This window comes from Paenibacillus sp. W4I10 (assembly GCF_030816325.1).
Lineage (GTDB): Bacteria > Bacillota > Bacilli > Paenibacillales > Paenibacillaceae > Paenibacillus > Paenibacillus amylolyticus_B.
Genome location: NZ_JAUSXX010000001.1, coordinates 4,441,810 through 4,466,342, shown reverse-complemented (window position 1 = coordinate 4,466,342; position 24,533 = coordinate 4,441,810). Strand labels below are relative to the sequence as shown.

Here is a 24,533-nt window from a genome sequence, read left to right as displayed (position 1 = left end):
CCTAGCTTCATCCCATCTTCTCGGTACTGAAAACCGACCTTTTTGAACACGTACATTTAGTGTAATTATAGATTCACGAGAAGGAGTGTTACCCTGAATGAAGCGTAAACGTATATGGGAAAATACTGCTGCCGGTTTAACGGTAAGCATGTTGGCAGGAATGCTGCTCTTTACATCATCCGCATTGCCTGCACACGCGGCTGATACCAAAACCGGTGTATTGCCAGCAGGTACTAACGAGGCTTCGCTGACTGCGAAGAAAGATGCAGTAGCCGTAACCAAGGAGTTCCGCATCGTCACATTGGGAGATTCCATAACGGTAGGTTATGAGCCCAACACACAAGAATTGCCTTATGGTTATGTAGAACGTCTGCATGAGCAAGGTTTGCTGCATGGACGTACACAAGTGGACAACTACGGGATTGCCGGATTGAAAACCAGTGGCCTGAAAAACTTCACTACTGCAATTAAGGATGGCAAAACGCTGACTTCTGAAGCCATTCAACCAAGTCTTCCTGATCCAAGAGCGGGACAGATGGGAGCCAATACTGCTGCAATCCGTGAGAGTGTAGCACAGGCCAATCTGGTTGCAATTACCATTGGGGGAAATGATGTATCTGAGCTTCTCGGTACAGCAGACAAACTGAGCGATCAGGATCTGCAAGCCAAGGTAAAAGAATTACTCGCAACATATACAGCCAATGTTAGTGCAACGATTAATGATATCCATGAAATTAATCCGACAGCTAAAATTGTCATCGCTGACCAGTATCAACCGATGCCAGAAGTAGCAGGCAAGGCACTGTATGCCAAACTGATGGAGGCATCCCAAGGTTTCACACAGACCATTGATGGCATTGCAGCACAATTCACTGCTCAAGGTACCGATGTCAAAGTGGCACACGTGGCCAAGGAGTTTGTTGGTGGTGAAGGTACGATGACACATATGATCAAAGATCGTGATTTCCACCCGAACCAATTTGGATATGCGGCCATTGCCGAAGTATTTGCCAAAACGATTTGGGGAGATTACACCAAGCTGACTGTACCTGCCACAGGTGAACCAATGCATATTATCGTGAGTGGCAAAACATTGAATACACCGTACAAACCGATTATCCGTAACGGCAAAAACTTTGTGGCGATTCAAGACATCGTAAACGCTGTGGGTGCTACTACGGTGTGGGATAACAAAACTTCAACCGCAACCATTACATATGGAGACCGAAAGGTTGCTGTGAAGATTGGTGCCAATGCTGTGAAGGTAAATGGAGCATCGGTTACTGTGGATACACCTGCATTCCTGAATAAGGTAGGCAAAGAGTCCAAAACATATGTACCACTTGCCATGGTGGCTGAAGGTCTTGGCTTTGATGTGCAATATGTAGCTAAGCTGAAAACTGTTTTTGTTAATCCGTAAATTGTATTTCATGCTTTAACATGATGTTATTCAAACAGCCAGAATACCTTGATTTGTTCAAGGTATTCTGGCTGTTTTGTGTTCTTTTTGCGTTGCTGACACAGATGTATACCTTCTCTAATGACCTGAAATGTTGCATAAATATATCTTGTCAGATGACCAATGGATGTGTAAATATGAAAATAACTTACAATAAAACCACTAACCTATAGCATGACAGGCACCCCTCGCAAGCCAAAGGAGCGCTTAGGATGAACAAAATTAAGAACGCTTTCACAACACTGCCGATTCATCACAAAACGATTCTTCTCATCGGACTTTTGATGTTAATCAGCTTTACGTTTTATGCGTCCGTACTCCGATATGTGTTCAGTATCTATGACCGTCAGATCTATGAGAAATCCTCGCAGGTCCTCAATATGTCTTCCGTAGGTATTGAGAATCAACTTCGTGAAATTTCTAATCTCTCCTTCAAGGTGATGTCGGACGAGCCGCTTCAGCAGTATCTGCTCCAACTGAAAAAGGTCGAAACGGGTTACGAGAAAAATGGCTTACGTAAAAAAATTACCAACAGGTTAGTCGCTTATGCCGGTTCCGAAAAATACGTCTATTCCATGTTATTTATCGATAATGATAATAACGTTATGGCCGCAGGCAATCGGGAGGGAATTTCGGAGTCGAAGCAAAAGGAACTGGTTGCACTGGGACAGCAATACTCGGGATCCAATGCCTGGCATACCAGTGGGGATAAACAGTCCCGGCTCTTGTCGGTCCGACAGGTGAAATCCTTTATTGGCGGAGCATTTACATTGGAGGACCTCGGCACACTGATCATCCGCGTCCGGCTGGACCGAATTGTACAGGACCAGATGCAAGAACCGGCTGAGGACTCCCAATTACTGATTACTGATGGAAGAGAAGTGATCTATCCAACAGAATCAGCCGTCAGTGAAGCCGAGATTGAATCTGAACTGAAGCGCACCCAGCCCTATGGAATTGCCATGTTGGAGCAGGGGAGGCACTTTGTAGCTCGTGCTCATTCTTCCTATACGGATTGGACCTATTTGTACACAACCCCGTTTGACCAGATGTTTAAAAAGATCCAGTTTGTCAAACAGTTGGTAACGGTGATCTTCATTATGATTTTTCTGGCGGCGCTTATCATTGGAGCGAGATTCTCTCGCAGTATTACCCATCCAATTGCGCAGTTGATCAAAAAGATGCGTAATATCGAAAAAGGAGATCTGGATAAGTTGGAGGAGGCAGCACTTGGCAATGTTCCGATGTCTCCACAGAATGAGGTTGGACTGCTGCATCGCACATTCAAGATGATGCTTCAACGGATACGTGAATTGATTGATGAGAATTATGCCAAGCAACTGGTGATTCGTGAGACTGAGTTGAAAGCGCTTCAGGCGCAGATTAATCCACATTTTCTATACAACACGCTGGAATCGATTAACTGGCTGGCTAAAGTACAGAAGCAACGACAGATCTCGGAAATGGTTGAGGCTCTCGGATTTCTGCTGCGTAGCTCTGTGAATATGTCCGAGAAGTGGATTACGCTGGAAAGAGAGCTGGACATTGTCCGCAGTTACGTGACGATTCAGCGTACGCGTTTTGAGGAAAGATTGGATTTCGACATGGAAATTGCCCCAGAGGTAGGAACGGCGCGGATACCGAAGTTAACATTACAGCCTTTGGTGGAGAACGCCATACATTATGCACTCGAACCAAGCATTGACCCTTGCCGGATCCGTATTCGGGCGAGAGCAGATGGAGATAAGGTGATTATTGAAGTCGAGGACGACGGTCCGGGGATGACACCGGAATTCCTGGAACAACTACACGAAGGACGTATTCAGACAAGAGGACAGGGCATTGGGTTATCTAACATCCAGGAACGAATCAGACTGACCTTCGGTGATGAAGGTGGAATGGTGATGAGCAGCAAGCCCGGATCAGGAACTGTAGTATCGATCAGCATACCTTGGATCAGAGAGGACGATGACGATGTACAAAGTGATGCTCGTAGATGATGAACGTGTCATTCTGGAGGGGATTTCCCAAGTGGTCGATTGGGCCGCGGCAGGAACGGAATTGGTGGGTACGGCGAGGAACGGGATTGAAGCATTGGACAAAATTGGGCAGTCGAGACCCGATATTATTATTACGGATATTTCCATGCCAGGTCTGGATGGTCTCGGACTCATAGAGAAGGCATCTGAAGCATATCCGGGTGTACGTTTCATCATGTTATCCGGCTACAAGGAGTTCGAATATGCTCGCAGAGCGATGCAATACGGTGTGAAGCATTATTTGCTCAAACCCTGCAACGAGAATCAGATCCATGATGCATTAACTGAACTGTTGCAGGAACATCAGGATGCTCAGGTGAAGGAGCATGTTGCCGGTGAGATGAAACAGCGATTGCAGCGTGTCCTTCCACATGTGAAGGAGCAATTTCTGCTGGAGTTCATGACCAACCGAACCTATGGGCCGGTTGATCTGGAGTATTATCAGGAGCTGTTTGATCTGGAGCTTGAAGAGAACGCAGTTCGGTTACTGCTGTTCCGAATTGTAGATGAACATGATTACAGTCATTTATTTGCGATCAAAAACATTGCCAGTGACCTGCTCCCGCATGTCCTGTTAAGCACAACCATTGAAGGCAAACTCCTCATCCTGCTTGCGGATTCAGCTGATCCGGCCGGACTGAAAGAGAGTATTGAAGAGGTTCGGGCTGCGTTCACCAGACTATATAAATTGGAAGTGACCGCTGCGCTGAGTGAAGCAGATCGAATGATTCAATCCAGGCGTTTGTTTCGTGAGGCATTGCAGTATCTGAACCATCGCTTTTTTATCGGTGAAGGCAAGCTGATTACGAAGAATGATCTGGTTCTGGCCGGAGAATGCGACGGCGTACATGTAGAACAGGATGCGGAGCAACTGTGTCAGTTGATCAAATCGGGCAATACCGAGGAAACAGCGGTAGAGGTGGATCGTCTGTTTGATCTATTATCGCGTCAGCAGCTGGAAATTGAATTGACCCGCTCTTACGTAGTGCAGCTATACTCAGCGATGGTCCATGTCTGTCCGCCAGAGGAGGCAACGGAATTCACCCAGCGTATGGCAGAACTGCCGCATATCGATACGTTATCTGGTTTGAAGTCTTTTGTTGCAAGCAGTGCGGCCCGATTAACTTCCGGGTATTACAAAAACCATATCAGTCGCCAGTCTTCTGCCGTGGAGAAGATGATGGATATCGTGGATCGTCATTATGGAGAGGCAGATCTCTCGCTCAATGGAGTCGCCCATCAGATGTTGTATATGAATCCGGATTATTTGGGCAAAATTTTCAAAAAAGTCACAGGCGAGAATTTCTCCAATTACGTGAATCGTCTGCGCATTGAACGCGCATGTGACCATATTCGCAGAGGCGGGGATGTGAAAGTATTCGAGCTTGCTGAATTGTTCGGATTCGGCGGGAATTCACAATATTTCAGTCAGGTGTTCAAAAAGTGGACCGGTATGACACCTACAGAATTCCGCAGGATCGGCATATAACAATGGACTACCAATCATGTAATTCATGTCTGGGGAGGACGAACAGCGCCGAGAGGAGGCTGTTGTCCTCCTCTGTTTTTTGAACCAACAAGACGGTTTTGTGTATTCAACTCTGGTCGTACATTTGCGAAAATGACATTAACAAGTTTGTGAAAGCGTTATCAGAAATAAAAGGATAACTCGTTTCACATAACCATATCAACATAAAAGGGGAGATTGGCATGGTGAAGAAGGCAATATTCCTGATGATGGCTGCATTGCTCGTTTTTACAGCGGCGTGTAGTTCAGGTGGAGGAACTGAAGGAGCATCTGGAGATGACTCAGTTACCCTGCGGATCGCTTGGTGGGGTTCGGATGCACGGCATGAATATACACAGAAGGTCATCGACCTGTACAAATCGAAAAACCCGAATGTCAAAATCGACGTGGAATATGCTTCATTTGATGACTACTGGAAAAAGCTCGCGCCACAAGCAGCGGCAAATCAGTTGCCTGACATCGTTCAGATGGATATTTCCTACATCAGCCAATATGCACAGAATGGTCAGCTTGAGGATCTAGCGCCTTATCTGGGCAATCAGATCAAAGTGGACGATGTGTCCGAGAACGTTATTAGTACAGGTGTAATTAACGGTAAACAATACGGTGTACCTGCCGGTGTTAACGTTCTGGGCTTCCAATATGACCCTGCTTTGCTTCAAAAAGCGGGAGCGGAAGCTATGCCTGAAAATATGACATGGGAATCATACGAAGCACTGGGTAAACAAGCCGCAGAGAAAGGCCTGTATTTGGATGGAGGGGTAGCTCCTGATATCTTCTTCCATTACTTCCTGCGTACCAAAGGACATTCGCTTTACAATGCAGAAGGAACTGGCCTTGGTTATGATGATGACCAATTGTTTGTGGAGTTCTTCGGACTTATGCGCCGCATGATCGAGCAAGGTGCAGCACCTACGCCGGATGTAGCCAACCAAACCAAAGGCATTATTGAGGAATCAGATCTCGTGAAGGAAAAAGGAATCGGCGTATGGCAATGGTCCAACCAGTTTGTAGCCTTGCAACAGGTAGCGAACCGTCCACTCGAAATCGCTCCAATGCCAGGACCGGATATGGAAAAAGGACTATATATGCAGCCAAGTATGTACTGGGGTGTGACGTCCAACTCCAAAGTGAAGGAAGAAGCGGCTAAATTCATTGATTTCTGGGTGAATGACGTGGAAGCCAACAAACTGATCAAAGGTGAGCGCGGTGTGCCAATTTCAGGAGCAATCAAAGAAGCTATCGCACCTGAGCTGAGTGACGCAACGAAACAAGTCTTTGAATTCGTAGCAGCCATGGAGCCAAAAGCTTCACCAATGAGTTCTCCGCCACCGGTTGGTTCACCTGAAGTAATCTCTGCTCTGGCAGATGTGGTTGAAGAGTTGAACTTTGGCAAAATTACACCTGAACAGGCAGCAGAAACATTCCGCAAGAACGCCGAATCTGTACTTGCGAACAATAAATAACTTGAATGATGGCTTGCTCGTCCCACTTCAGGGATGGTCGGGAATAAGGCTACTCGCGAATGCGAGGGCCTTTCCCCGTCCAGGTGACCGAAGCAAGGATGAGGGAGCAAGCTGATCCATGAAGGAGGTTCGTTCCATTGAGGCAGTATTCGTCGTTACGTAGAAACTTAACTGGATATGCGTTCATAAGCCCGTTTATTATTGGATTCCTGGGCTTCACACTCATCCCCATGTTTGTGTCCTTATATATGTCGTTCACGAGTTATAACTTATTCACTTCTCCGCGGTGGATTGGGCTTGATAACTACACCAAAATGTTTTTTGATGACCCGAAATATTGGAACTCGGTCAAAGTGACGTTTCTGTATGTATTCATTGGGGTACCGTTAAGGTTGATCTTTGCCCTCTTCGTAGCGATGGTCCTAAACACTGGCTCTCGTATGATTGGAACGTACCGGACGCTGTATTACCTGCCATCCATTATCGGTGGTAGTGTGGCCGTATCCATTATGTGGCGTAACCTCTTCAGTAATGAGGGTGTTATCAACAGTGCTCTAACGGCAATCGGGATCGGGCCAATAAGCTGGTTTGGTGACCCGAATGCGTCCCTGGTTATGCTCATCTCACTGTCTGTGTGGCAGTTTGGTTCGTCCATGCTGATCTTCCTGGCTGGTCTCAAAAATATCCCTACTGAGATGTACGAGGCAGCAGGTGTGGATGGTGCGAATCCTATACGGAAATTTTTCAGCATCACCTTGCCACTGCTTAGCCCGATCGTCCTGTTCAATATGATTATGCAGACGATTGGAGCATTCATGACGTTTGTACCTGCCTATATTATCTCCAAAGGAGAAGGCGGTCCAATGGACGGTACGATGTTGTACTCCCTGTATCTGTTCCGTCAGGCGTTTATGTTTAACAACATGGGTTATGCTTCGGCCATGGCTTGGGTCATGCTCATCATGATTGGTATACTCACGGTAGCTGTGTTCCTGACATCCAAGTACTGGGTGTTCTACGAATCTGAAGGAGGGAAGTAACGATGGTTTGGAGAAATGTAAAATGGCCCGTTTATCACCTGTTCGTTGCAGCTCTTGCCCTCCTGATGCTCTATCCCGTCCTATGGATGCTATTCAGTTCATTCAAGGAAAGCCGTACGATTTTCGTCACAGCGGATACCCTGTTTCCTGCGGAGTGGATCTGGAGCAACTATGTGGATGGCTGGAAAGGCACAGCTGGAAGACCGTTTATGGATTACATCACCAACTCACTTGTAATCGTGGTTATTTCCACGATCGGTGCCGTAATATCGTCATCGCTGATCGCTTTTGGTTTTGCCAGACTTAACTTCAAGGGACGTACATTCTGGTTCTCCTTGATGATGTTAACACTGATGTTGCCACATGACGTGGTATTGGTTCCTCAGTACATCATTTTCACGAAGCTCGGCTGGCTGAATACTATCTTGCCAATCGTTGTACCTACATTCTTCGGAATGCCGTTTTTCATCTTCCTGATGGTACAGTTCATTCGAACGATTCCGAAGGAGTTGGATGAGGCTGCAACCATCGATGGATGTAACAAATTCAGACTGTATATCCAGATTATTATGCCGCTGATCAAGTCTTCTCTGGCGACTGCAGCCATCTTCTCCTTCTACTGGAGATGGGAGGATCTGCTCGGTCCGGTATTGTACCTGAACTCGCCTGATAAATACACCGTGTCGATGGCGCTGAAAATGTTCCTGGATAGTGAATCTGCTTCCAACTGGGGCGCAATGTTCGCGATGTCCATCGTCAGTCTGGTTCCGGTTGTAGCTGTGTTCTTCATCTTCCAAAAACAAATTGTTCAAGGGATGAGCACCAGCGGATTGAAAGGATAAGCCAGATTACTGTATCTTCGCCCGAATGAACGTTTACGAAAGTTAACCAAGGAGGTTATCGCTTTTGAATAAAGCTCAGGGTAGTCAGGCCGTTGCCATGGGGGCAGCGGCAGAGGGCCAGGCAGTTTCCGTGACCAGCTGGAAGTTTAACTTTGGACCGGACTCGGGAAGAGCAGATGAGACAGAGGATTATCTGAAAGTAACTGCAACAACCGCATATGAGGAACGGGGAGGATACGGATTCGAGGCAGGATCTCTGGTGTATGAGAAACAACGCATCGGAGATGACGATGTGCCGGATCCCACGAAACAACATCATAACAATTCGGGGCAGACAACCATGTCTGCCCGATTGCGTTCAGGCTTCTGTATTCCGCTCAAAGCATCGTTCATCGTGGATGTTCCCGACGGAACCTACCAAGTATTACTTGTTGCAGGTGATGAGTTGGCTGAGACAGTGACCCGCGTGAAAGCTGGTGAAGGCAGGCTTGTACTGCCAACCATTCGCACACTTCCCGGACAATGCGCAGAGGTTAGATTCTCGGTTGTTGTTCGCGGCGGCAGACTTCGTCTGTCATTCTCCGGTCCTGCACCGAGAATTAATGCTTTGGAGATTACTCTTGCGAATCAGACCATGAACGTATTTCTTGCCGGTGATTCAACCGTAACAGATCAGCTGGAAAGTGGATATCCATATTGCGGTTGGGGCCAGTTATTGCCAGCCCAATTCAAACATGATGTGGCAGTAGATAATCACGCCCAGTCAGGGCGCAGTTCCCGCAGTTTTATTAATGAAGGCAGATTAAGCGCCATTATGGAGCGAATGAAGCCCGAAGATTTTCTGTTTATTCAATTTGGACATAACGATGAGAAGCCTGACCCTGAACGTGGGACGGACCCATTCACAACATATAAGGAATATTTGAAAAAGTATATCGACGCTGCACGCGAAGCAAAGGCTCGTCCGGTGCTCATAACCCCGGTACATCGTCGCTATTTTGCGGATGATGGCACATTGACCGATACCCACGGCGATTATATCATCGCCATGCGTGAGTTGGCGGAAGAGGAAGGTGTTCCGCTGATTGATCTGGCTGAGCGCAGCCGTCTTCTGTTCGAGCAGGCGGGCGTTGAAGGCACTAAGGACGACTTTATGTGGGTTCTGCCAGGCGAGTATGTGAACTTCCCCTCAGGCGTGGAGGATAACACGCATTTTCAGGAACGCGGTGCCCGCCGCCTTGCCCAGCAGGTGGCAGAAGCCATCCGCGAGCTGCAACTGCAACCGCTGCAGATGTATCTGCGGTAGGTTCATGCCTTTAATAATTAAGCGAGTTAATTAAATAACGAGCCAGCAAAGTTGCCCAGCGAGTAGCGAAGGCAATAAACTTTTAAAAAACAGGCGAGCGTAGCAGCGGAGGAGGGCGGAATCGGGTAGAGGGAGCGAAGCGTCCGCCTTTGGAGTGAGGGGAAAGGAATAGAAATCCCGAGCCAACAGCGGTCTGTAGCCCGATCCGCCCGCCGAAGCGGCTGCCCTGCGAGCCCACGGGTTTTAAGAGTTGGCCCCGCGAATGAGACAAAGAAATCCCGAGCCAACAGCGGCCTGTAGCCCGATCCGCCCGCCGAAGCGACTGCCCCGCGAGCCCATTTATTTTTAACCTATATTGCAATCGCAAAAAAAGGAGGATGTATTTCAATGACACCTGACCAGATAGAATCAGGCACATCTGCCCGTAAGAATGTTTCAGCAGTTACAGGTCACACCTACTGGGTTATTCCGGATGGTTACATTCCCCCGGAGAGCCGAGGTACACTTGAGAGTCATGAGAGTATCTGTGTACTGAACACTAGTGGCACGGATGCGGAGCTGCACATCACGATTTACTTTGAAGACAGAGAACCACTCGAAGGTATTGTCGCTGAAGTGCCAGCGAGAAGGACGAAGCATATTCGCACTGCATCGCTACGATCCGGGGAGCAGTCTATTCCGCCAGGCGTACCTTATGCGATTACGGTTTCGAGCAACATCCCCGTCATCATCCAGTACAGCCGTTTGGATACGACTCAGCCTGAATTGGCTTTGATGAGTGTTATGGCGTATCCGCTGACGTGATACGAAATGCAAGATAACCAGCAATAGGTAGAAGAGAAAATGGCCAGCAACCTTGCATTCACACTGCAGGTGACTGGCCCTCTTTGTGTATTACTCAGTGTATTTGTACGTGCTGGCATTAAGGATTTTCACATGAACCTCCACTTTGCCAAGTTTGAATTGTTTGATGGGATCAGCCCGTTGCTGGACCAGCTCTTTCCACACCGCAAGGTCATGACGATACAGATGTTCTGCTAGGCCATAGGAATCAATTTTCCGTGATTTGTTTTTTTCGAATGTTGTCCGAATTTCGGCTTCGATCTGTTTCTCGGCTGATTTCTCCATTGTGCGAGGAGATTGGTGGGAGCCGTTATCCTCCACAATGACACCTTTTACCGAAGTGATCAGGTCGAAAATGACCCCATCTCCTTCTTTCCTTGATGAAATTTTCGTATGCGGGTTATGGAGGCGAAGTGTGAGATCAGGGGTCTTGCCTCCATTCTTGTAAACGTACAGCGGGTACTGGTAGACACGATTATAATTTACGAATCGAGTACCATCTGCGTCCTCCCCTGCCACTTTCCCTTGGCTTCTGCCCTGTGAAATGACAAAAAATCCATCTGTTTTAATCAAGGGGGGAGCTTCATCCCCATTGAACCAGGTTTGGTTTTTATTGGTGATCGAGGGTAATAGGATAACCGAAGCAGGCTCACGAAAACCGTCAAGAAGCTCATGAAGACGGATGGGTTCGAAGGCAGAATGTTGCTTGTACAGCTTAATCGGTTCAAATAGCTCAATGGTCTGGCTAGACTGGTTCAGCAGGGCAGAGGGGGCAAGCACATCGGATATGCTTTGTTCCGTGCCGTAGATCCATGGTGTATATCTCAGCTGACCCGAATGCAACAGTGTGTTAAAAATATCCTCCAGGTGCCCGTTCAGGGCATTTTTTGATAAAACGATCGCTTTTACATGGGTCCACAGTGTTTGTTGCTGAGAAGTTTGATAGAGGTCGTTAATAGCCATACTTAGCGTTGTGCCTTCGCCTCGACCAACCCAGATATCACTTTCTTCCCGCGAAGTCGGCCCCTCTTGTTTGGCAATACTGGAGAAATCAATTAATTGAGCATAAGCGACATATTTGTTATCCTCATAATCTATCCCTATTCCCGTGATAAAGTTAATGCTTTGAACCTCTTTGGAATCCCAGCACCCCGACAGTATAATCAGGCAGCTCATAAGCAAGCACAACAGGTAAATCCATTTGCTCATTGGCGTTTTCTCCCACGCGTGGAATCCTGAGTATGGAGTGCAGCTGGACGCTTGGTTCTCTTCATGGATGGATACATGGATACGGCTTGGGTGAAGTCGCCGGGAATATAGGGAGAAACGGGGGACAGATAGGAAACACCATAACACTCCAAGGAAACAAGGTGAACCAGCAGAGCGAATAGTCCAAGCATGAAACCAAATAATCCAAGGATAGAAGAAATGATAAGCATCCCTATCCGTACATGAGCAGTTGCCCCACTGAGCACCGTATTTACTAGAATATAGCTGGAGATAACTGAAATCGCTACCGTTACAATGATGGTAGGAGAAGTAATCCCGGCACGAATAGCTGCATCTCCAATAATGAGTCCACCTACCACACTGACCGTTTGGCCCAAAGCACGAGGAAGTCTGCGGCCAGCTTCATTGAATAGCTCGAACATAAAAATCATTAAAAAGGCTTCCAGTGTTACAGGCATGGGCAGCCCCATACGAGTACCAGCAATCGTTGCCAGAAGAGGTAGGGGGATCTGCTCCACATTAAAACTGGTGAGGCCGATATAGAATCCAGGAAAAAAGCAAGCAATCAGCAAACCGGAAATCCGCAGGATGCGTTCAAAAGTCACAATGAAGAAAGGAGTGCTCTCGTCTTCCGGTGATTTCAACTGATTGAACAGTGTGGTTGGAGCGATGATCGCAACGGGTGAGCCTTCGATTAAAACAGCAAAACGTCCATTTAAGAGCGAGTTCACGACATAGTCCGGTCGCTCTGTATTATCGGTGAGAGGAAAGATACTGCGAATGCCTCCCATAACTGCTCGTTCCATAATAGAGGTCCCGATAATTCCGTCGATTTCGATTTTGTCCAGATTTTCACGTGCTTCTTTCAGGATCTCCGGATTGATAATGTCTTTTACGTACAATAAGCCGATAGCGGTCTGAGTTCGTCCACCTTTAACGTATTTTTCATAGCACATGGAAGAGGTTTTCATCCGTTTACGAATGAGTGCGATATTTACACTCAGCTCTTCGGTAAATCCATCGCGAGGCCCTTTTACGGAAGACTCGATGGCAGATTCTTCTGGGTTGCGCCCTGGTATGCTCGCAATATCCAAACTGCAGGATTGATCGCCGTTGCCGAAGATCAACAGCAGTTGTCCACTAAAAAGCAATAGATTTAATTGATCCGTATCTTGAAGGTCTTCTATTGGATTTAATGTTAAGCCCAGTTCTTTCGGATACACATCTTCTTCAAGCAGGGAATGTTCCTCGAGCCGGGGAATGATAAACTGATTGATTTGTTTGGCATCCGTCAAACCATCGCAATATAGCACAATAATCGGCAGATCAAGTTCATCTTTTGCTGGAAAAGTTTGAATGACAACATCCGCGCAGGGGTTGAATTGCTCTTTCAAAGAGGCAAGCAGTGTTTCATGGGACGTGTTGTCAATCGTTGGGTGCTCCATGATGTTTCCTCCTCTGATGGCGTGAGCTGATGAGTGCAACCGTTGTTGCGATTATAGCAAGTCCGCTAAGATAGATGAGATTGAACGGGAATATGTAATCGACAAGCAGCTTTTCGAATGTGATATCGTCTAGACGGTACAGCATGGAGAGTATAAATAGAACGGCTAAAGAGACACAACTGATCCTTCTTTTAGAGGTGCTCTTAATATCCCAAATTTCCACCACAATATACATGGCAAGACTAATCCGGGTAAACGAGCCGGCGAGCCATTGGTAGATGGAAAAGAAGTCAGTTTGCGCGATGTATTTGCCCAAGGAGGCTATCCGCCACTCTTCAAAAGCGGGATAACGCATTTTGGCAGCCTCAAAAGGATTAAATTCCACGATAGCACCAATGAGTGGCCCCAGTGTCAGACCTGCAATGACGAGTGCGAGCATCACATATTGCCATGGACGAATCCTTTTGGAGAGATGAGGTTGTATGTACCACAAGAGCAGCAGCTCGAACATGCCTGCAAGGCTGTAAACCATGCCATGAAGCACGGGAGGCCAGCCATGTTCAAGTACAGGAAGCAGACGACTGTAATCCTTGTATTGGGTATTGACGATCGCAACATAGAAGCCAAGCAGTACAACGAGAGGGAGGACCAATCCTGCTGTAAAAGCCAGCGAACGAATACCTTTATAGGCTGCATAGGCACAGAGCGACATGAGCGCAATGCTTGTAAAAAATACGGGTGTCTCCGTCAGGTAACTGGTTTTGGCCCATGTGGTCGTGTCGTGCAGGGTGAAGTAGATCACGGACAAGAAAAAGAGGCTGTTCCCAATCCGGAAAAGAAAGCCGAGGGGCTTGCCCAGATGTGAAGTCAGCCATTCATGCAGGGTTTGATGCTGGAGAAAACGAGATACATAGGCAAGCATTAGGGAAAATACAAGGTAGGGACCTACGGATAGCAGGACCGAGATCCATGAATCCCTTTTGGCTGCACTCAATAGGGCGGGAATGATCAGCACGTGGCTAATCAGGCCGACGGATAACATAATTAACATCATGGCTTGCAAAAAAGAAGGTTGTCTAGGTTTCATGCTGAGGATGCCCCTTTTCGCGATAGACTGTCCTCAGCAGTGTTAACGTGATTTGTGCGCTTCATACAGGCATGGCAGCAGATCATGTGGCGCGTCCCATCCTGTAATTAGGAATCCATCTCAGTGCTTAGAGATCATAATAACGGATACCCATGGCTTCCCGTACCTCAAGCATCATGTTACGTGCGCCCTTTCGAGCCTTTCACGTTCCTTCTATCAGAATCTCTTTCACCGTATCTCCACGTTGCTCATAATCATTCCGCCGTTCACGAAAAGGAACAAGCAGATTATTGATGGCTTCACCTGCCAGCCCTTTACAATCCTTACATCTCATCCTCTCTTGGCTGCAACTGGCATGTATTTCATCCACATTCTCATTGCGGTAAAGCGGATGATAGGCGAAAACAGGGCAGATATCCGGGTGTCCCAGATCAGAACGATGGATACGGGCAGGATCAGTTGTGGCCTTGGTCGGTCCCACTGACCAGCCTGTGTTTCCGGCCGCTCATATTGGTACCAAGTACACCAGCGATGATTAGCAATGCCCCAATATAGTGATAGCTACCAACGGGTTCATGCAGTATCCATGCACCTCCTACGATGGAGATGAGTGTGGACAGGTTGCTGAATACACTCATTTGGGAAGCCTCCAGATGGGTCAGGGCATAGCTCGCGAGCAGGGTGGAGATCATGGTGGAGAGGATCGCCAGATAAGCAAGGGCACCCAGATAGGATGTATCTCCAAGTGGTTTGATGTAGTCCATCATGGAACCGCTGGAAGCGTGTCGGATCAGTGAAGCGGCGTTAAACACAATACAACCAACCATTAGTGTGACCCATGTTAATTCCATCGGTTTATACTTCTGGGTTAATGGTCTTGCAAGCACACCATAACCCGCAAAACAGACCGTAGATAACAGCAATAATGCAATGCCCTTCAGGTTACCTATAGACATGCCACTTCCTTGCATGATTAAAATAAAGACCACACCAGCGACAGACAGAAGCAGAAACAGCTTCTGCATCGTGGATGTGCGTTCTTTCAGGAAGACTGAAGCGAGCACAAGTGTGAATACAGGGGCCATAGCCTGAATAATACCCGCTTCCGATGAGTTGGAAGATACGAGTCCAAAGGCTTGAAAGGCAAAAAATAGGACGGGAGATAAAAGCCCCAGTGGAATGATTCGCCACAGATCACGAAGACTAAGTCGGATTTTGATCCAACCCAAAATGACAGGAATGCTAACAACAATCAGCGATAGCGCGAATCGGTGGGCAAGCACATCAATCGGATGTGCAACAGTGACAGTCATTTTAACAAATAAAAAAGATAGACCAATAATAGCCGCGTACAATACAGCTGCGATATAAGCGTACCCCCGAGTGTGTGTTGTGTTCATAAAAGCTCCTCCAATACAGTAGTCATAGTGCTTTATCTTTCATTATCCTGAATTATGTCAGGTTCGAGGCACGTGCTGGCCTTATTCAATATACTGCCAGGTGCATCGTGCTACAATAGATAAAAGGATGAACTGTAACGGTACAATTGTGGGAGAGGGGTGGGTGCAGTGAGAAAATACGAAGTGATTGCCGAAGCATTAAAGCAGTGGATTCAGGAACAGATGCAGCAGCAGGATCGTCACCAGTGGGCAGATAAGGGCATCCGTCTTCCAGCCGTTCGAGTTGTAGCAGAACAATATCAATGCAGTGTAAGCACGGCTATTCGTGCATATGAGTGGCTGGAACAGCGGCATTTGGTGTATGCCATACCTCAATCCGGTTATTATGCCGTACAGAACGGGACAGGTGCTCAGGACATGGACTGGCAGGGAGCGTTGGACTTTGCTTCAGCTGCTCCCGATCCAAGGGTGTTCCCTTATGCAGACTTTCGTCATTGTGTGGATCAGGCGATGGAGAAGAAACAGGCAGAGTTATTTATGTATGGCACGGATCAGGGATTACCTTCGCTTATCATGCTGTTGCAGAAGCAGTTTGCGGATTATCAGGTGTTTGCGAGAACAGAGCAGTTCTTTATCACATCAGGTGTGCAACAGGCACTGGCTGTACTTGCATTGATGCCTTTTCCCAATGGAAAGAGAAAAGTATTGCTTGAACTACCGACCTATCACAATATGCCCTCGCTACTGAGTGGATTGAATGTGCCGATTGCCGGTGTGAGGCGTGCCCTGGATGGGCTGGACTGGGCATCGCTTGAACGTCATTTCGCTGAGGAAGATATCAAGTTTTTCTATGTCATGCCGCGCTTTCACAATCCGATTGGCACATCGTTGACTGCTGCTGAGAAAAAGAAACTGATCCGGCTTGCACAGCGGTACGATGTCTATCTGGTGGAGGACGATTATCTGGCTGATCTGGAGGACAATACGAAACAGGACCCGTTATGGTCCTATGATACCGAAGGCCGGGTCATCTATCTGAAGAGTTACTCCAAAATTTTGTTTCCAGGTCTCCGCATTGGTGTAGCTGTTCTGCCCTCACCACTAATTCAATCTTTTGGGGCTTACAAAAAAATGCTCGATATCGACACTTCCGTTCTGTCTCAAGCTGCTCTGGAGATCTATGTCCACAGCGGAATGTTTGCTCATCACAGGAAAGTGATTCGTAACCGCTATGCTGCCCGGATGAACACGGTGCATGAGCAATTGGACACATATCCAGACTTTGCTCCATTTATGGACGCTCCTCGAACAGGAGGGGAGCATACCGTATTACCTTTGGCGGGTGATATGCCGCTTCGTGTTCTGCTGTCCCGGCTTCAAAAGCGCGGAGTCATCGTTGATACGACAGAACGGTATTATCCGGAGGGAACCTATCAGGTGCATCAGGATCAAATGCTGCGATTGAACATCTCCAATGTGCCGAAGCAGCGAATCGAAGAAGGGATGCAGGTGATCCGAGAGGAAATTTTGAAACTGCAGATCAGTCAGAGATAAGCTAAGTAATAGCAGGACCATAACAGCGGACTATATCAATAAGCTGCGCATGAGGTGTTGCATAGCATCTAACCTTATGTAGACACTCACTACTGTTTGTAAAAAACTAAAAGGCGTCCACACAAGTTGAACACTTGTTGGACGCCTCTTTTCGTAGTTGCTATCTATCAACTATTGTTGGTAAGTTACATCTGGATGAGAATTATTCGGGTTATTCCTGAGCCATTGCCTTGAAGGAAGCTTCTGCGGCTTCCAATGTAGCCTGAACATCCTCGTTTGTATGAGCCGTGGTCAGGAACCAGGCCTCATATTTGGATGGAGCCAGGTTAATGCCACGGTTCAGCATGTGACGGAAGAAGGAAGCAAAACGTTCTCCGTCCGTGTCTTGGGCATGATCATAATTCGTAACCGGATGGTCACAGAAATGGGTGGAGAACGCACCGCGGATTCGGTTGATCGTCAGTGCAATCCCGTGACGGTCAGCAGAAGCTTGCAGACCTGCCGTCAGATCAATAGCAAGGCGTTCCATCTCTTCGTATACACCCGCGCCTTGCAGGACCTCCAGACATGCGATACCAGCCGAGATGGATGCAGGGTTACCAGCCATCGTTCCGGCTTGATAAGCCGGGCCGAGTGGAGCAACCTGCTCCATAACATGTTTGCGTCCGCCGTAAGCACCGATTGGCAGGCCGCCACCAATAATTTTACCAAGAGCCGTCAGATCGGGTTCAATCTCCGCATGGTTATCGAGTCCGGCATACGTCTGAGTAGAACCGTAATGGAAACGGAAAGCCGTAATGACCTCGTCATAGATAACCAGTGAGCCGTTAGCGCGTGTCATGGCACAGAGGCCTTCCAGGAAGCCAGGCTCCGGCATAACCATACCAAAGTTACCCACGATCGGTTCAACCATGACCGCGGCAACATCGTCACCCCAACGCTCCAGTGCAGCTTTGAGGCTGTCCAGATCATTGTAAGGCACGGTGATGACCTCTTGCGCAATACTGGTTGGAATGCCTGCACTATCCGGGATACCCAGCGTAGAAGGGCCAGAACCGGCAGCCACAAGCACCAGATCCGAGTGACCGTGGTAACATCCGGCGAATTTTACGATCTTGTTGCGTTTGGTGTAGGCACGAGCTACCCGAATCGTGGGTCATGACTGCTTCCGTACCGGAGTTTACAAAACGCACTTTATCCATGGAAGGGATAGCTTCCTTCAGCATTTTGGCGAGCTTGATCTCAAGCTCTGTTGGGGTACCGTACAGTACACCATTTGCTGCTGCTTCCGTAATGGCCTGCGTAATATGCGGGTGGGCATGTCCTGTAACAATCGGACCGTAAGCGGCCAGATAATCAATATAACGGTTGTCATCGACATCCCAGAAGTGGGCGCCTTGGGCTTTTTTCATAAATACAGGTGCACCGCCACCAACAGCTTTGAACGAGCGTGAAGGGCTGTTAACACCTCCTACAATATGCTCAAGTGCTTCTGCGTATAGAACTTCGGAACGGGAACGTGATGTATTCATAAGATAACTTCCTTTCGTAATTCAAAATATGATAAATTAACAAGCCACAGAAAGATATGATGATTTTCTCATAATAGTATAGCCGGGCACAACGAGAGGGCAGCGTAATGGCTGCCCTCTGCATGTTTAGGTTACTGAGCCGGTTGTTCTGACTTTTGATCGTCACCACTGGCTGTTTTATCTTCGGTACTGGTCGTACTATCATCCGTTGTAGCAGGCGGGTGAATAATATCCTGAATATGCTGCTTCAATTTCTCTTCATTGGTAACCGTCAATACTTGCGCACCGCCTGCTGTACGTTCTTCTTTCAGCAGGTTCATTGGCGGAATCTGCTCACTGCCGTTCATGCTGCTCTGGTAACCGAGGCCACCCAGCTTCCACATATCGGAGAGTGTCAGATTCGTATCCACATAAGGATTAACCTGTTCCAGTATGGAAGGCAGTTTGGCAATGGTAGTTGTTGACTGCATTTTCGCTGTTACAGCTTTCAGCAACTCACGCTGACGCTCGGACCGAGCGAAATCAGACATTGCATCATGACGGAAACGAACGTACATGAGCGCTGTCTCGCCATCCAGATGCTGATATCCTTTTTTGAGATCAATATCGTATTCGTTATTGTCTGCTTTACTTGTATAGTGCATGTCTTTCTCCACATCAAAATCAACACCGCCAACGGCATCCACCAATTTGATGAATCCCTGGAAATCCGTATACACATAATACTGTACAGGAATGCCGAGCAGGTCGCCGGCAGCTTGCATCGCTGCATTAGGACCATGGGTGATGGCAGTGTTGATCCGTTCCTTGCCATATCCGTCAATATTGACGTAAGTGTCGCGCAGAATGGAGAACAGATTGATTTTTTTGGTAAGTGGGTCGAGCGATACAACCATCATGCTGTCGGAGCGGGGAACTTCACCTTTTTTCAATCCGCGAGCATCGACACCCATAACGAGAATATTTACCGTTTCTGTACCTTCCCATTTGGGTGGGTCAGGAGTATTTACTTTCTCCACATTCTCGATACCTGCGAATGGTGATTCGTCACCGTCTTTTGCCAAACCGTCCAACTGATTGAGAATAGAACCGAAATAATATGCCGCTGCTCCTCCGATAATTAACACGAAGGCGGCAAGAGAAATCCATATGGTTCTCTTCGTCTTTCTGGTCATGCTAGCTCTCCTTTGTATTTGAGATGAAATAAAAAAACGAGTTCGAGTATTCAAGTAAGATCTAGTCGGAGCTTTCCGTACACGTCTTTTCCCAACATAAGGGGAGGGACGCGGCTCCAGACTATTTTAAAGCTTGCTGAATTTTGACTGATACCATTATAATTTCTTTTTGGGCTACAAGCAATTTCAACAAAATCCAAGTGAGGTATAATCATGCTGGCGATTGATGTCAAAGATTTGCGCAAGTCGTTTAGCGTCCAGAAAAGCCGAGGTGGGCTGAAGGGCGCGTTCCAGGACCTGTTTGCACGTCAATACCAAGAGGTATTGGCTGTAAATGATATTTCATTTCAGATTCCGCAAGGCGAAATATGCGGATATATTGGGGAGAACGGTGCCGGTAAATCAACAACGATCAAGATGTTAACCGGCATTTTGGTGCCTACTTCAGGGCAAATATCGGTTGGTGGATATGTTCCGTTTCAGGAACGGGAGAAGTTTGTACAGAATATTGGTGTTGTTTTTGGTCAGCGCAGTCAATTGTGGTGGGATATTGGCGTTATCGAATCCTTCCATTTATTGCGCAAAGTATATCGTGTAGGAGAGGTCGATTTCCGTAAACGGCTGGATGAACTGGTTGAGCGATTACAGCTTCAGGACCTGCTAAGTCGTCCGGTGCGGAAGCTCAGTCTTGGTCAGCGTATGCGCTGCGAGTTAGTGGCAGCCTTGTTGCATAATCCGAGTATTGTTTTCCTGGATGAGCCAACCATTGGTTTGGATATTGTGGTGAAGTCGGAAATTCGGGATTTTTTGAAAGACATGAACAAGGAGCATGGAACGACCATTCTGCTCACAACCCACGATTTGCAGGACATTGAGGCACTGTGTTCCCGGGTGATCATGCTTGATGCAGGCAACATCATCTATGATGGAGGTCTGGATCATCTCAAGTCCCAGTGGGGTAAGGAGCGCGAGATCCGCTTCAAGTTCGGTTCAGCTCACAACATCAGTCAGATGCAGGAGTGGACTGCTGCGTTGCCTGTACGTTGGACGGTTGAGAATGAATTGTCCGCATCCGTATGGATTCCGCTGGAACTGAACGTTTCGGATGTACTCGGACGTGTCGTTGGACAAGCGGATATTACCGATATTCAGATTATCGAGATCAACACGGATGAGATTGTGCGCAGTATTTACCAATCCGGTTCCGCCGAGCGTCCCGAGATTGTGGGAGCAGGGAAAGAAGCGGTGAGTGTATCCTAAGATGAATAGTGCATTTATTGATTTTATGCGCATCCGTTTTTTAACGATGCTGGCATACCGGGTGAATTATTACTCCGGCATTTTGATATATACGCTGAATATCGGCGTGTATTACTTTACCTGGCAAGCCATTTACGGTAGCAGTGGTGAACTGGGCGGCTTCACGGCAGCGCAGATGACCACTTACATCGCTGTATCCTGGATGGCACGTGCGTTTTACTTTAACAACCTGGACCGGGAGATTGCCGCAGATATACGGGATGGCTCCATTGCGATTCAATTCATCAGGCCGATCAATTACGTTATGGTCAAAATGATGCAAGGGCTTGGGGAAGGTATCTTCCGCTTCCTGCTCCTCATGATTCCGGGGATGCTCATCGCCATTCTGCTGTTCCCGGTTGAATTGCCTACGGCGCCATCGGCCTGGATTGGCTTTCTCGTCATGCTGTTCTTCAGTTTCCTCATTAATTCCCAGATTAATGTGATAACGGGACTAGCGGCATTCTTTGTGGAAAACAATGAAGGCATGATGCGTATGAAACGCGTCGTGGTTGATTTGTTCTCTGGTCTAATCATCCCGATCAGCCTGTATCCAGGCTGGATGTCCGCGGTGATGAAAGTATTGCCTTTTCAGGCCATTACGTATCTGCCCGGTTCCGTGTTCACTGGAAGAGTGGAAGGTACCGCCATCTGGAATGTACTCGGTATTCAGGTGTTCTGGTTTGCCGTGTTACTGCTTCCGATGGTATTGATCTGGCGTAAGGCGCGCAAGCGTCTGTTCGTGCAAGGGGGATAACAGATATGTACTATATGGGTCTGATCTGGGAATATTTGAAGAATTACATGAAAACACGACTCACGTACCGTGCCGATTTCTGGGTGGAGATCCTATCGGATCTGCTGTTCCAGGCAACCAACCTGATCTTTATTTTTGTGGTCTTTCGCCACACGGATAACCTGGGCGGCTGGAGTGAGAGTGAAGTGCTCTTTGTTTATGGATATTTTATGGTGCCCTATGGCATCTTCAGTTGTTTTATCAATCTGTGGGGATTCAGTGAGCGGTACATCGTCAAAGGTGAGATGGATCGGATCCTGACACGTCCTGCACATAACCTGTTCCAGATCTTGCTTGAAAATGTAGATCCGCCTGCACTCGTGGGCTCGTTTATCGGCCTGATCATCATGATCTTCAGTGGAGCAGAGATGGGATTAATGCTGGAATGGTGGCATATCCCTGCATTGATTATTTTGGCACTCAGCTCAGTCATGATCTATGCCGGCATCTATACCACATTGACTTCACTATCCTTTTATTCGGACGCGCCAACAGGTATCCTGCCGTTGATGTATAACATCCAAGGATATGGACGATACCCGGTAACGATCTATAACCGTGCCATTCAGGTGCTGTTAACCTGGATCATTCCGTTTGCCTTCGTGGGGATCTATCCCGCAGCCTTGTTCCTGGAAAGGTCCGAGATGCATCGCATGGCGCTGCTTACACCTGTGATGGGATTGGTGTTTGGCTCCATGGGCTTGCTTTTGTGGAATTTTGGCGTGAAGCGGTATCGCGGAGCAGGTTCATAATAACGCCCTGTAGCAATTCATGGGGAGATTAGGGAGGAACTGACATGACGTTAAATGTAGGCGAATTGGCACCGGATTTTGAGCTTCCGTCCAGTACGGGAGAATCGGTAAAGCTTTCGGATTACCGCGGACAGCGGGTACTGCTTTATTTTTACCCCAAGGATATGACTTCGTCCTGTACGCAGCAGGCATGTGATTTTCGTGATCGGCATGAGGTGTTTCAGGAGCTGAATACGGTTATTCTGGGAATCAGTACGGATCCAATGAAGCAGCATGACAAATTCATTGCAAAATACGGCTTGCCGTTCATCCTGTTGTCCGACGAAGAACATCAGGTTGCCGAGCAATATGGTGTGTGGCAGCTCAAGAAGATGTATGGCAAGGAATACATGGGTATTGTGCGCTCCACTTTTCTAATCGACGAAGAGGGGATTCTGATGAAGGAATGGTCGAAGGTACGGGTCAAAGGACATATTGAAGCTGCGCTGGAGGCTTTGCAGGACATGTAATCCTCTGTTTTCTCCATGAGGAGGAATGTCCTTCATATCATTAAAGGCTGTGTTTGCGGGAGATCCCGTGAACACAGCCTTTTTATGTGGGTACTCGTTTCTTTGCTCGCTGATTTTTCTTGCCATAACGAATCCGATGAACGAGTAACAGGGACAGGGGGATGATAAAACTGACAGTCACATCCCAGTCCACCCATGCAGGCATGATGGTGTTGGTGTAGAAAATGACATTAGGAGCAACCAGAATAGCTAGCGCGAATAACAACATCGCTGAAGGCAGAATAAGCGGCTTGTATGTCTTTAAGCGAAATAATTGGGCTGTTCCCACAACAAAAGCGAACATGTACAGCAAACTTTTGTAATAAGTAGCAATTAACCAGGCTATGGCCATCAAGGCTTCAATACGTTCAAAGAAGTTTCCTATATTAATTTTTTGGGCCAGGATATAGGAGATATAGATGTTATGCTGAGTCAGGATGGGGCCAACAACCATGAGAGAGATGAGCAGTAACAGGCTCAGTAATAGCCCTCCGGCAAGGGTGGCGAGCAACATGTCTCGTTTGATGTGAGGCCCCTGCTTCACATAAGGGAGAATCATCGTAATAACAATGAGTTCACCAAAGGAAGTAAATGCCCCCCTAATGACTGCCTCAACAAGGTGCAGCCAGGGAGTATTCAGGTATGGCTGCAGGTGTGAACTGTTTACTTGGGGCAGAAGGCCCAGGAATAGTAGAATCATAAAGACAACAACGATAGGAGTGAGCAGTTCACTACTTCCACCTATAGTAGACAAACCATGCAAGAGCCCCCAGAGGATGGAGCATATGATCATAATCAGAATGACACGAATGGGGGTTTGAAGGTAGATCTGCGTTGTCATAAAGTCACCGACCTCACGGATGCATATGGCAGCGCCTATGGCGAAATAGAACAGATAACCAGCTGATAGTATGGATCCTGCCCATGGCCCCAGTAATTTGTGGCAGATTTCAATAAGAGAAAGCTCCGGATGCGTTTGATGAAGTTTGTATAGAATCCACATGATGAATAAACCAATGGGCTGAGCAAGTAGGGAGCAGATCCATGCATCCTGCTTGCCGAAAGCGGTGACGAGCGAGGGATACATCAGAATCATATCCCCAACCATGACAAGGAAGGTCAGCAGTGCAAACTGCCGAATGGTAATGTTATCTTTGATTAACATGGGCCGCAAACTCCTTCTTTATGCTCG

The 24,533-nt window shown here is 47.5% G+C and carries 20 protein-coding genes and 1 pseudogene; 13 read left to right on the top strand and 8 right to left on the bottom strand.

Annotated features, from left to right (window positions below; all coding sequences use genetic code 11):
- The first annotated feature begins 97 nt into the window (after positions 1–97).
- The 8 genes from QF049_RS19985 (at position 98) to QF049_RS19950 (ending at position 10,484) form a co-directional block, all read left to right on the top strand.
- Positions 98–1,420 (top strand): SGNH/GDSL hydrolase family protein, encoded by a 1,323-nt coding sequence (locus QF049_RS19985; RefSeq protein ID WP_307540021.1) that lies wholly within the window; start codon positions 98–100, stop codon positions 1,418–1,420.
- Between the two features lie 251 nt (positions 1,421–1,671).
- Positions 1,672–3,459 carry a sensor histidine kinase gene (locus QF049_RS19980; RefSeq protein ID WP_307540019.1) on the top strand — a complete coding sequence of 596 codons (1,788 nt, stop codon included), beginning with the start codon at positions 1,672–1,674 and terminating at the stop codon, positions 3,457–3,459.
- Positions 3,434–4,987, top strand: coding sequence for a response regulator transcription factor (locus QF049_RS19975; RefSeq protein ID WP_307540017.1), 1,554 nt, complete (start codon positions 3,434–3,436; stop codon positions 4,985–4,987). Before QF049_RS19980 ends, QF049_RS19975 begins: the two co-directional genes overlap by 26 nt.
- 221 nt (positions 4,988–5,208) lie before the next feature.
- Positions 5,209–6,492 (top strand): ABC transporter substrate-binding protein, encoded by a 1,284-nt coding sequence (locus QF049_RS19970; RefSeq protein WP_221818698.1) that lies wholly within the window; start codon positions 5,209–5,211, stop codon positions 6,490–6,492.
- Between the two features lie 137 nt (positions 6,493–6,629).
- The gene (locus QF049_RS19965; RefSeq protein ID WP_091039042.1) at positions 6,630–7,532 is read left to right on the top strand and encodes a carbohydrate ABC transporter permease; all 903 of its coding nucleotides are present in this window, start codon (positions 6,630–6,632) and stop codon (positions 7,530–7,532) included.
- A 2-nt stretch (positions 7,533–7,534) separates the two neighbouring features.
- On the top strand, positions 7,535–8,374 hold the full coding sequence (locus tag QF049_RS19960) for a carbohydrate ABC transporter permease (RefSeq protein ID WP_091039044.1): 840 nt from the start codon (positions 7,535–7,537) through the stop codon (positions 8,372–8,374).
- A 97-nt stretch (positions 8,375–8,471) separates the two neighbouring features.
- Positions 8,472–9,680 carry a rhamnogalacturonan acetylesterase gene (locus QF049_RS19955; protein ID WP_373428354.1) on the top strand — a complete coding sequence of 403 codons (1,209 nt, stop codon included), beginning with the start codon at positions 8,472–8,474 and terminating at the stop codon, positions 9,678–9,680.
- 387 nt (positions 9,681–10,067) lie between these two features.
- Complete coding sequence (locus QF049_RS19950) at positions 10,068–10,484, top strand: sensory rhodopsin transducer (protein WP_307540012.1); 417 nt, start codon at positions 10,068–10,070, stop codon at positions 10,482–10,484.
- Positions 10,485–10,574: 90 nt separating this feature from the next.
- Here the strand turns inward: QF049_RS19950 and QF049_RS19945 are convergent, their stop codons facing one another.
- The 5 genes from QF049_RS19945 to QF049_RS19925 all read right to left on the bottom strand — a co-directional run bounded on the left by QF049_RS19945 (position 10,575) and on the right by QF049_RS19925 (position 15,685).
- Complete coding sequence (locus QF049_RS19945) at positions 10,575–11,732, bottom strand: Ger(x)C family spore germination protein (protein WP_307540010.1); 1,158 nt, start codon at positions 11,730–11,732, stop codon at positions 10,575–10,577.
- Positions 11,729–13,198 (bottom strand): spore germination protein, encoded by a 1,470-nt coding sequence (locus QF049_RS19940; RefSeq protein WP_307540007.1) that lies wholly within the window; start codon positions 13,196–13,198, stop codon positions 11,729–11,731. Before QF049_RS19940 ends, QF049_RS19945 begins: the two co-directional genes overlap by 4 nt.
- On the bottom strand, positions 13,179–14,285 hold the full coding sequence (locus QF049_RS19935) for a GerAB/ArcD/ProY family transporter (RefSeq protein ID WP_307540005.1): 1,107 nt from the start codon (positions 14,283–14,285) through the stop codon (positions 13,179–13,181). Before QF049_RS19935 ends, QF049_RS19940 begins: the two co-directional genes overlap by 20 nt.
- 202 nt (positions 14,286–14,487) lie before the next feature.
- Positions 14,488–14,766: a tryptophan--tRNA ligase gene (locus QF049_RS19930; RefSeq protein ID WP_307540003.1), complete on the bottom strand. Its 279-nt coding sequence runs from the start codon at positions 14,764–14,766 to the stop codon at positions 14,488–14,490.
- Positions 14,741–15,685 carry a DMT family transporter gene (locus QF049_RS19925; RefSeq protein ID WP_307540001.1) on the bottom strand — a complete coding sequence of 315 codons (945 nt, stop codon included), beginning with the start codon at positions 15,683–15,685 and terminating at the stop codon, positions 14,741–14,743. Before QF049_RS19925 ends, QF049_RS19930 begins: the two co-directional genes overlap by 26 nt.
- Before the next feature lie 168 nt (positions 15,686–15,853).
- Between QF049_RS19925 and QF049_RS19920 the strand changes: the two genes are divergently transcribed.
- Positions 15,854–17,239: an aminotransferase-like domain-containing protein gene (locus QF049_RS19920; RefSeq protein ID WP_307539999.1), complete on the top strand. Its 1,386-nt coding sequence runs from the start codon at positions 15,854–15,856 to the stop codon at positions 17,237–17,239.
- Positions 17,240–17,450: 211 nt separating this feature from the next.
- Here the strand turns inward: QF049_RS19920 and QF049_RS19915 are convergent.
- Together QF049_RS19915 and QF049_RS19910 are read right to left on the bottom strand one after the other, a co-directional pair.
- Positions 17,451–18,771: pseudogene (locus QF049_RS19915) on the bottom strand (glutamate-1-semialdehyde 2,1-aminomutase).
- A gap of 131 nt (positions 18,772–18,902) precedes the next feature.
- Positions 18,903–19,946 (bottom strand): LCP family protein, encoded by a 1,044-nt coding sequence (locus tag QF049_RS19910; protein WP_091018703.1) that lies wholly within the window; start codon positions 19,944–19,946, stop codon positions 18,903–18,905.
- Between the two features lie 213 nt (positions 19,947–20,159).
- Here QF049_RS19910 and QF049_RS19905 point away from each other — a divergent pair, with 213 nt between their 5' ends.
- From QF049_RS19905 to bcp, 4 genes are read left to right on the top strand one after another with little or no spacing between them, the layout of a single operon-like run.
- Entirely contained in the window at positions 20,160–21,206 is a 1,047-nt protein-coding gene (locus QF049_RS19905; protein ID WP_307539994.1) for an ABC transporter ATP-binding protein, read from the top strand.
- 1 nt (position 21,207) lies between these two features.
- The gene (locus QF049_RS19900; RefSeq protein ID WP_062837592.1) at positions 21,208–22,002 is read left to right on the top strand and encodes an ABC transporter permease; all 795 of its coding nucleotides are present in this window, start codon (positions 21,208–21,210) and stop codon (positions 22,000–22,002) included.
- Positions 22,003–22,007: 5 nt separating this feature from the next.
- A complete protein-coding gene (locus QF049_RS19895) occupies positions 22,008–22,793 on the top strand; it encodes an ABC transporter permease (RefSeq protein ID WP_036614076.1) in 786 nt (261 codons plus the stop codon).
- 44 nt (positions 22,794–22,837) lie between these two features.
- A complete protein-coding gene (gene bcp, locus QF049_RS19890; protein ID WP_307539992.1) occupies positions 22,838–23,302 on the top strand; it encodes a thioredoxin-dependent thiol peroxidase in 465 nt (154 codons plus the stop codon).
- A gap of 82 nt (positions 23,303–23,384) precedes the next feature.
- On the opposite strand, the gene QF049_RS19885 is transcribed toward bcp, so the two are convergent.
- A complete protein-coding gene (locus tag QF049_RS19885) occupies positions 23,385–24,506 on the bottom strand; it encodes a GerAB/ArcD/ProY family transporter (protein ID WP_307539990.1) in 1,122 nt (373 codons plus the stop codon).
- Positions 24,507–24,533 lie beyond the last annotated feature (27 nt).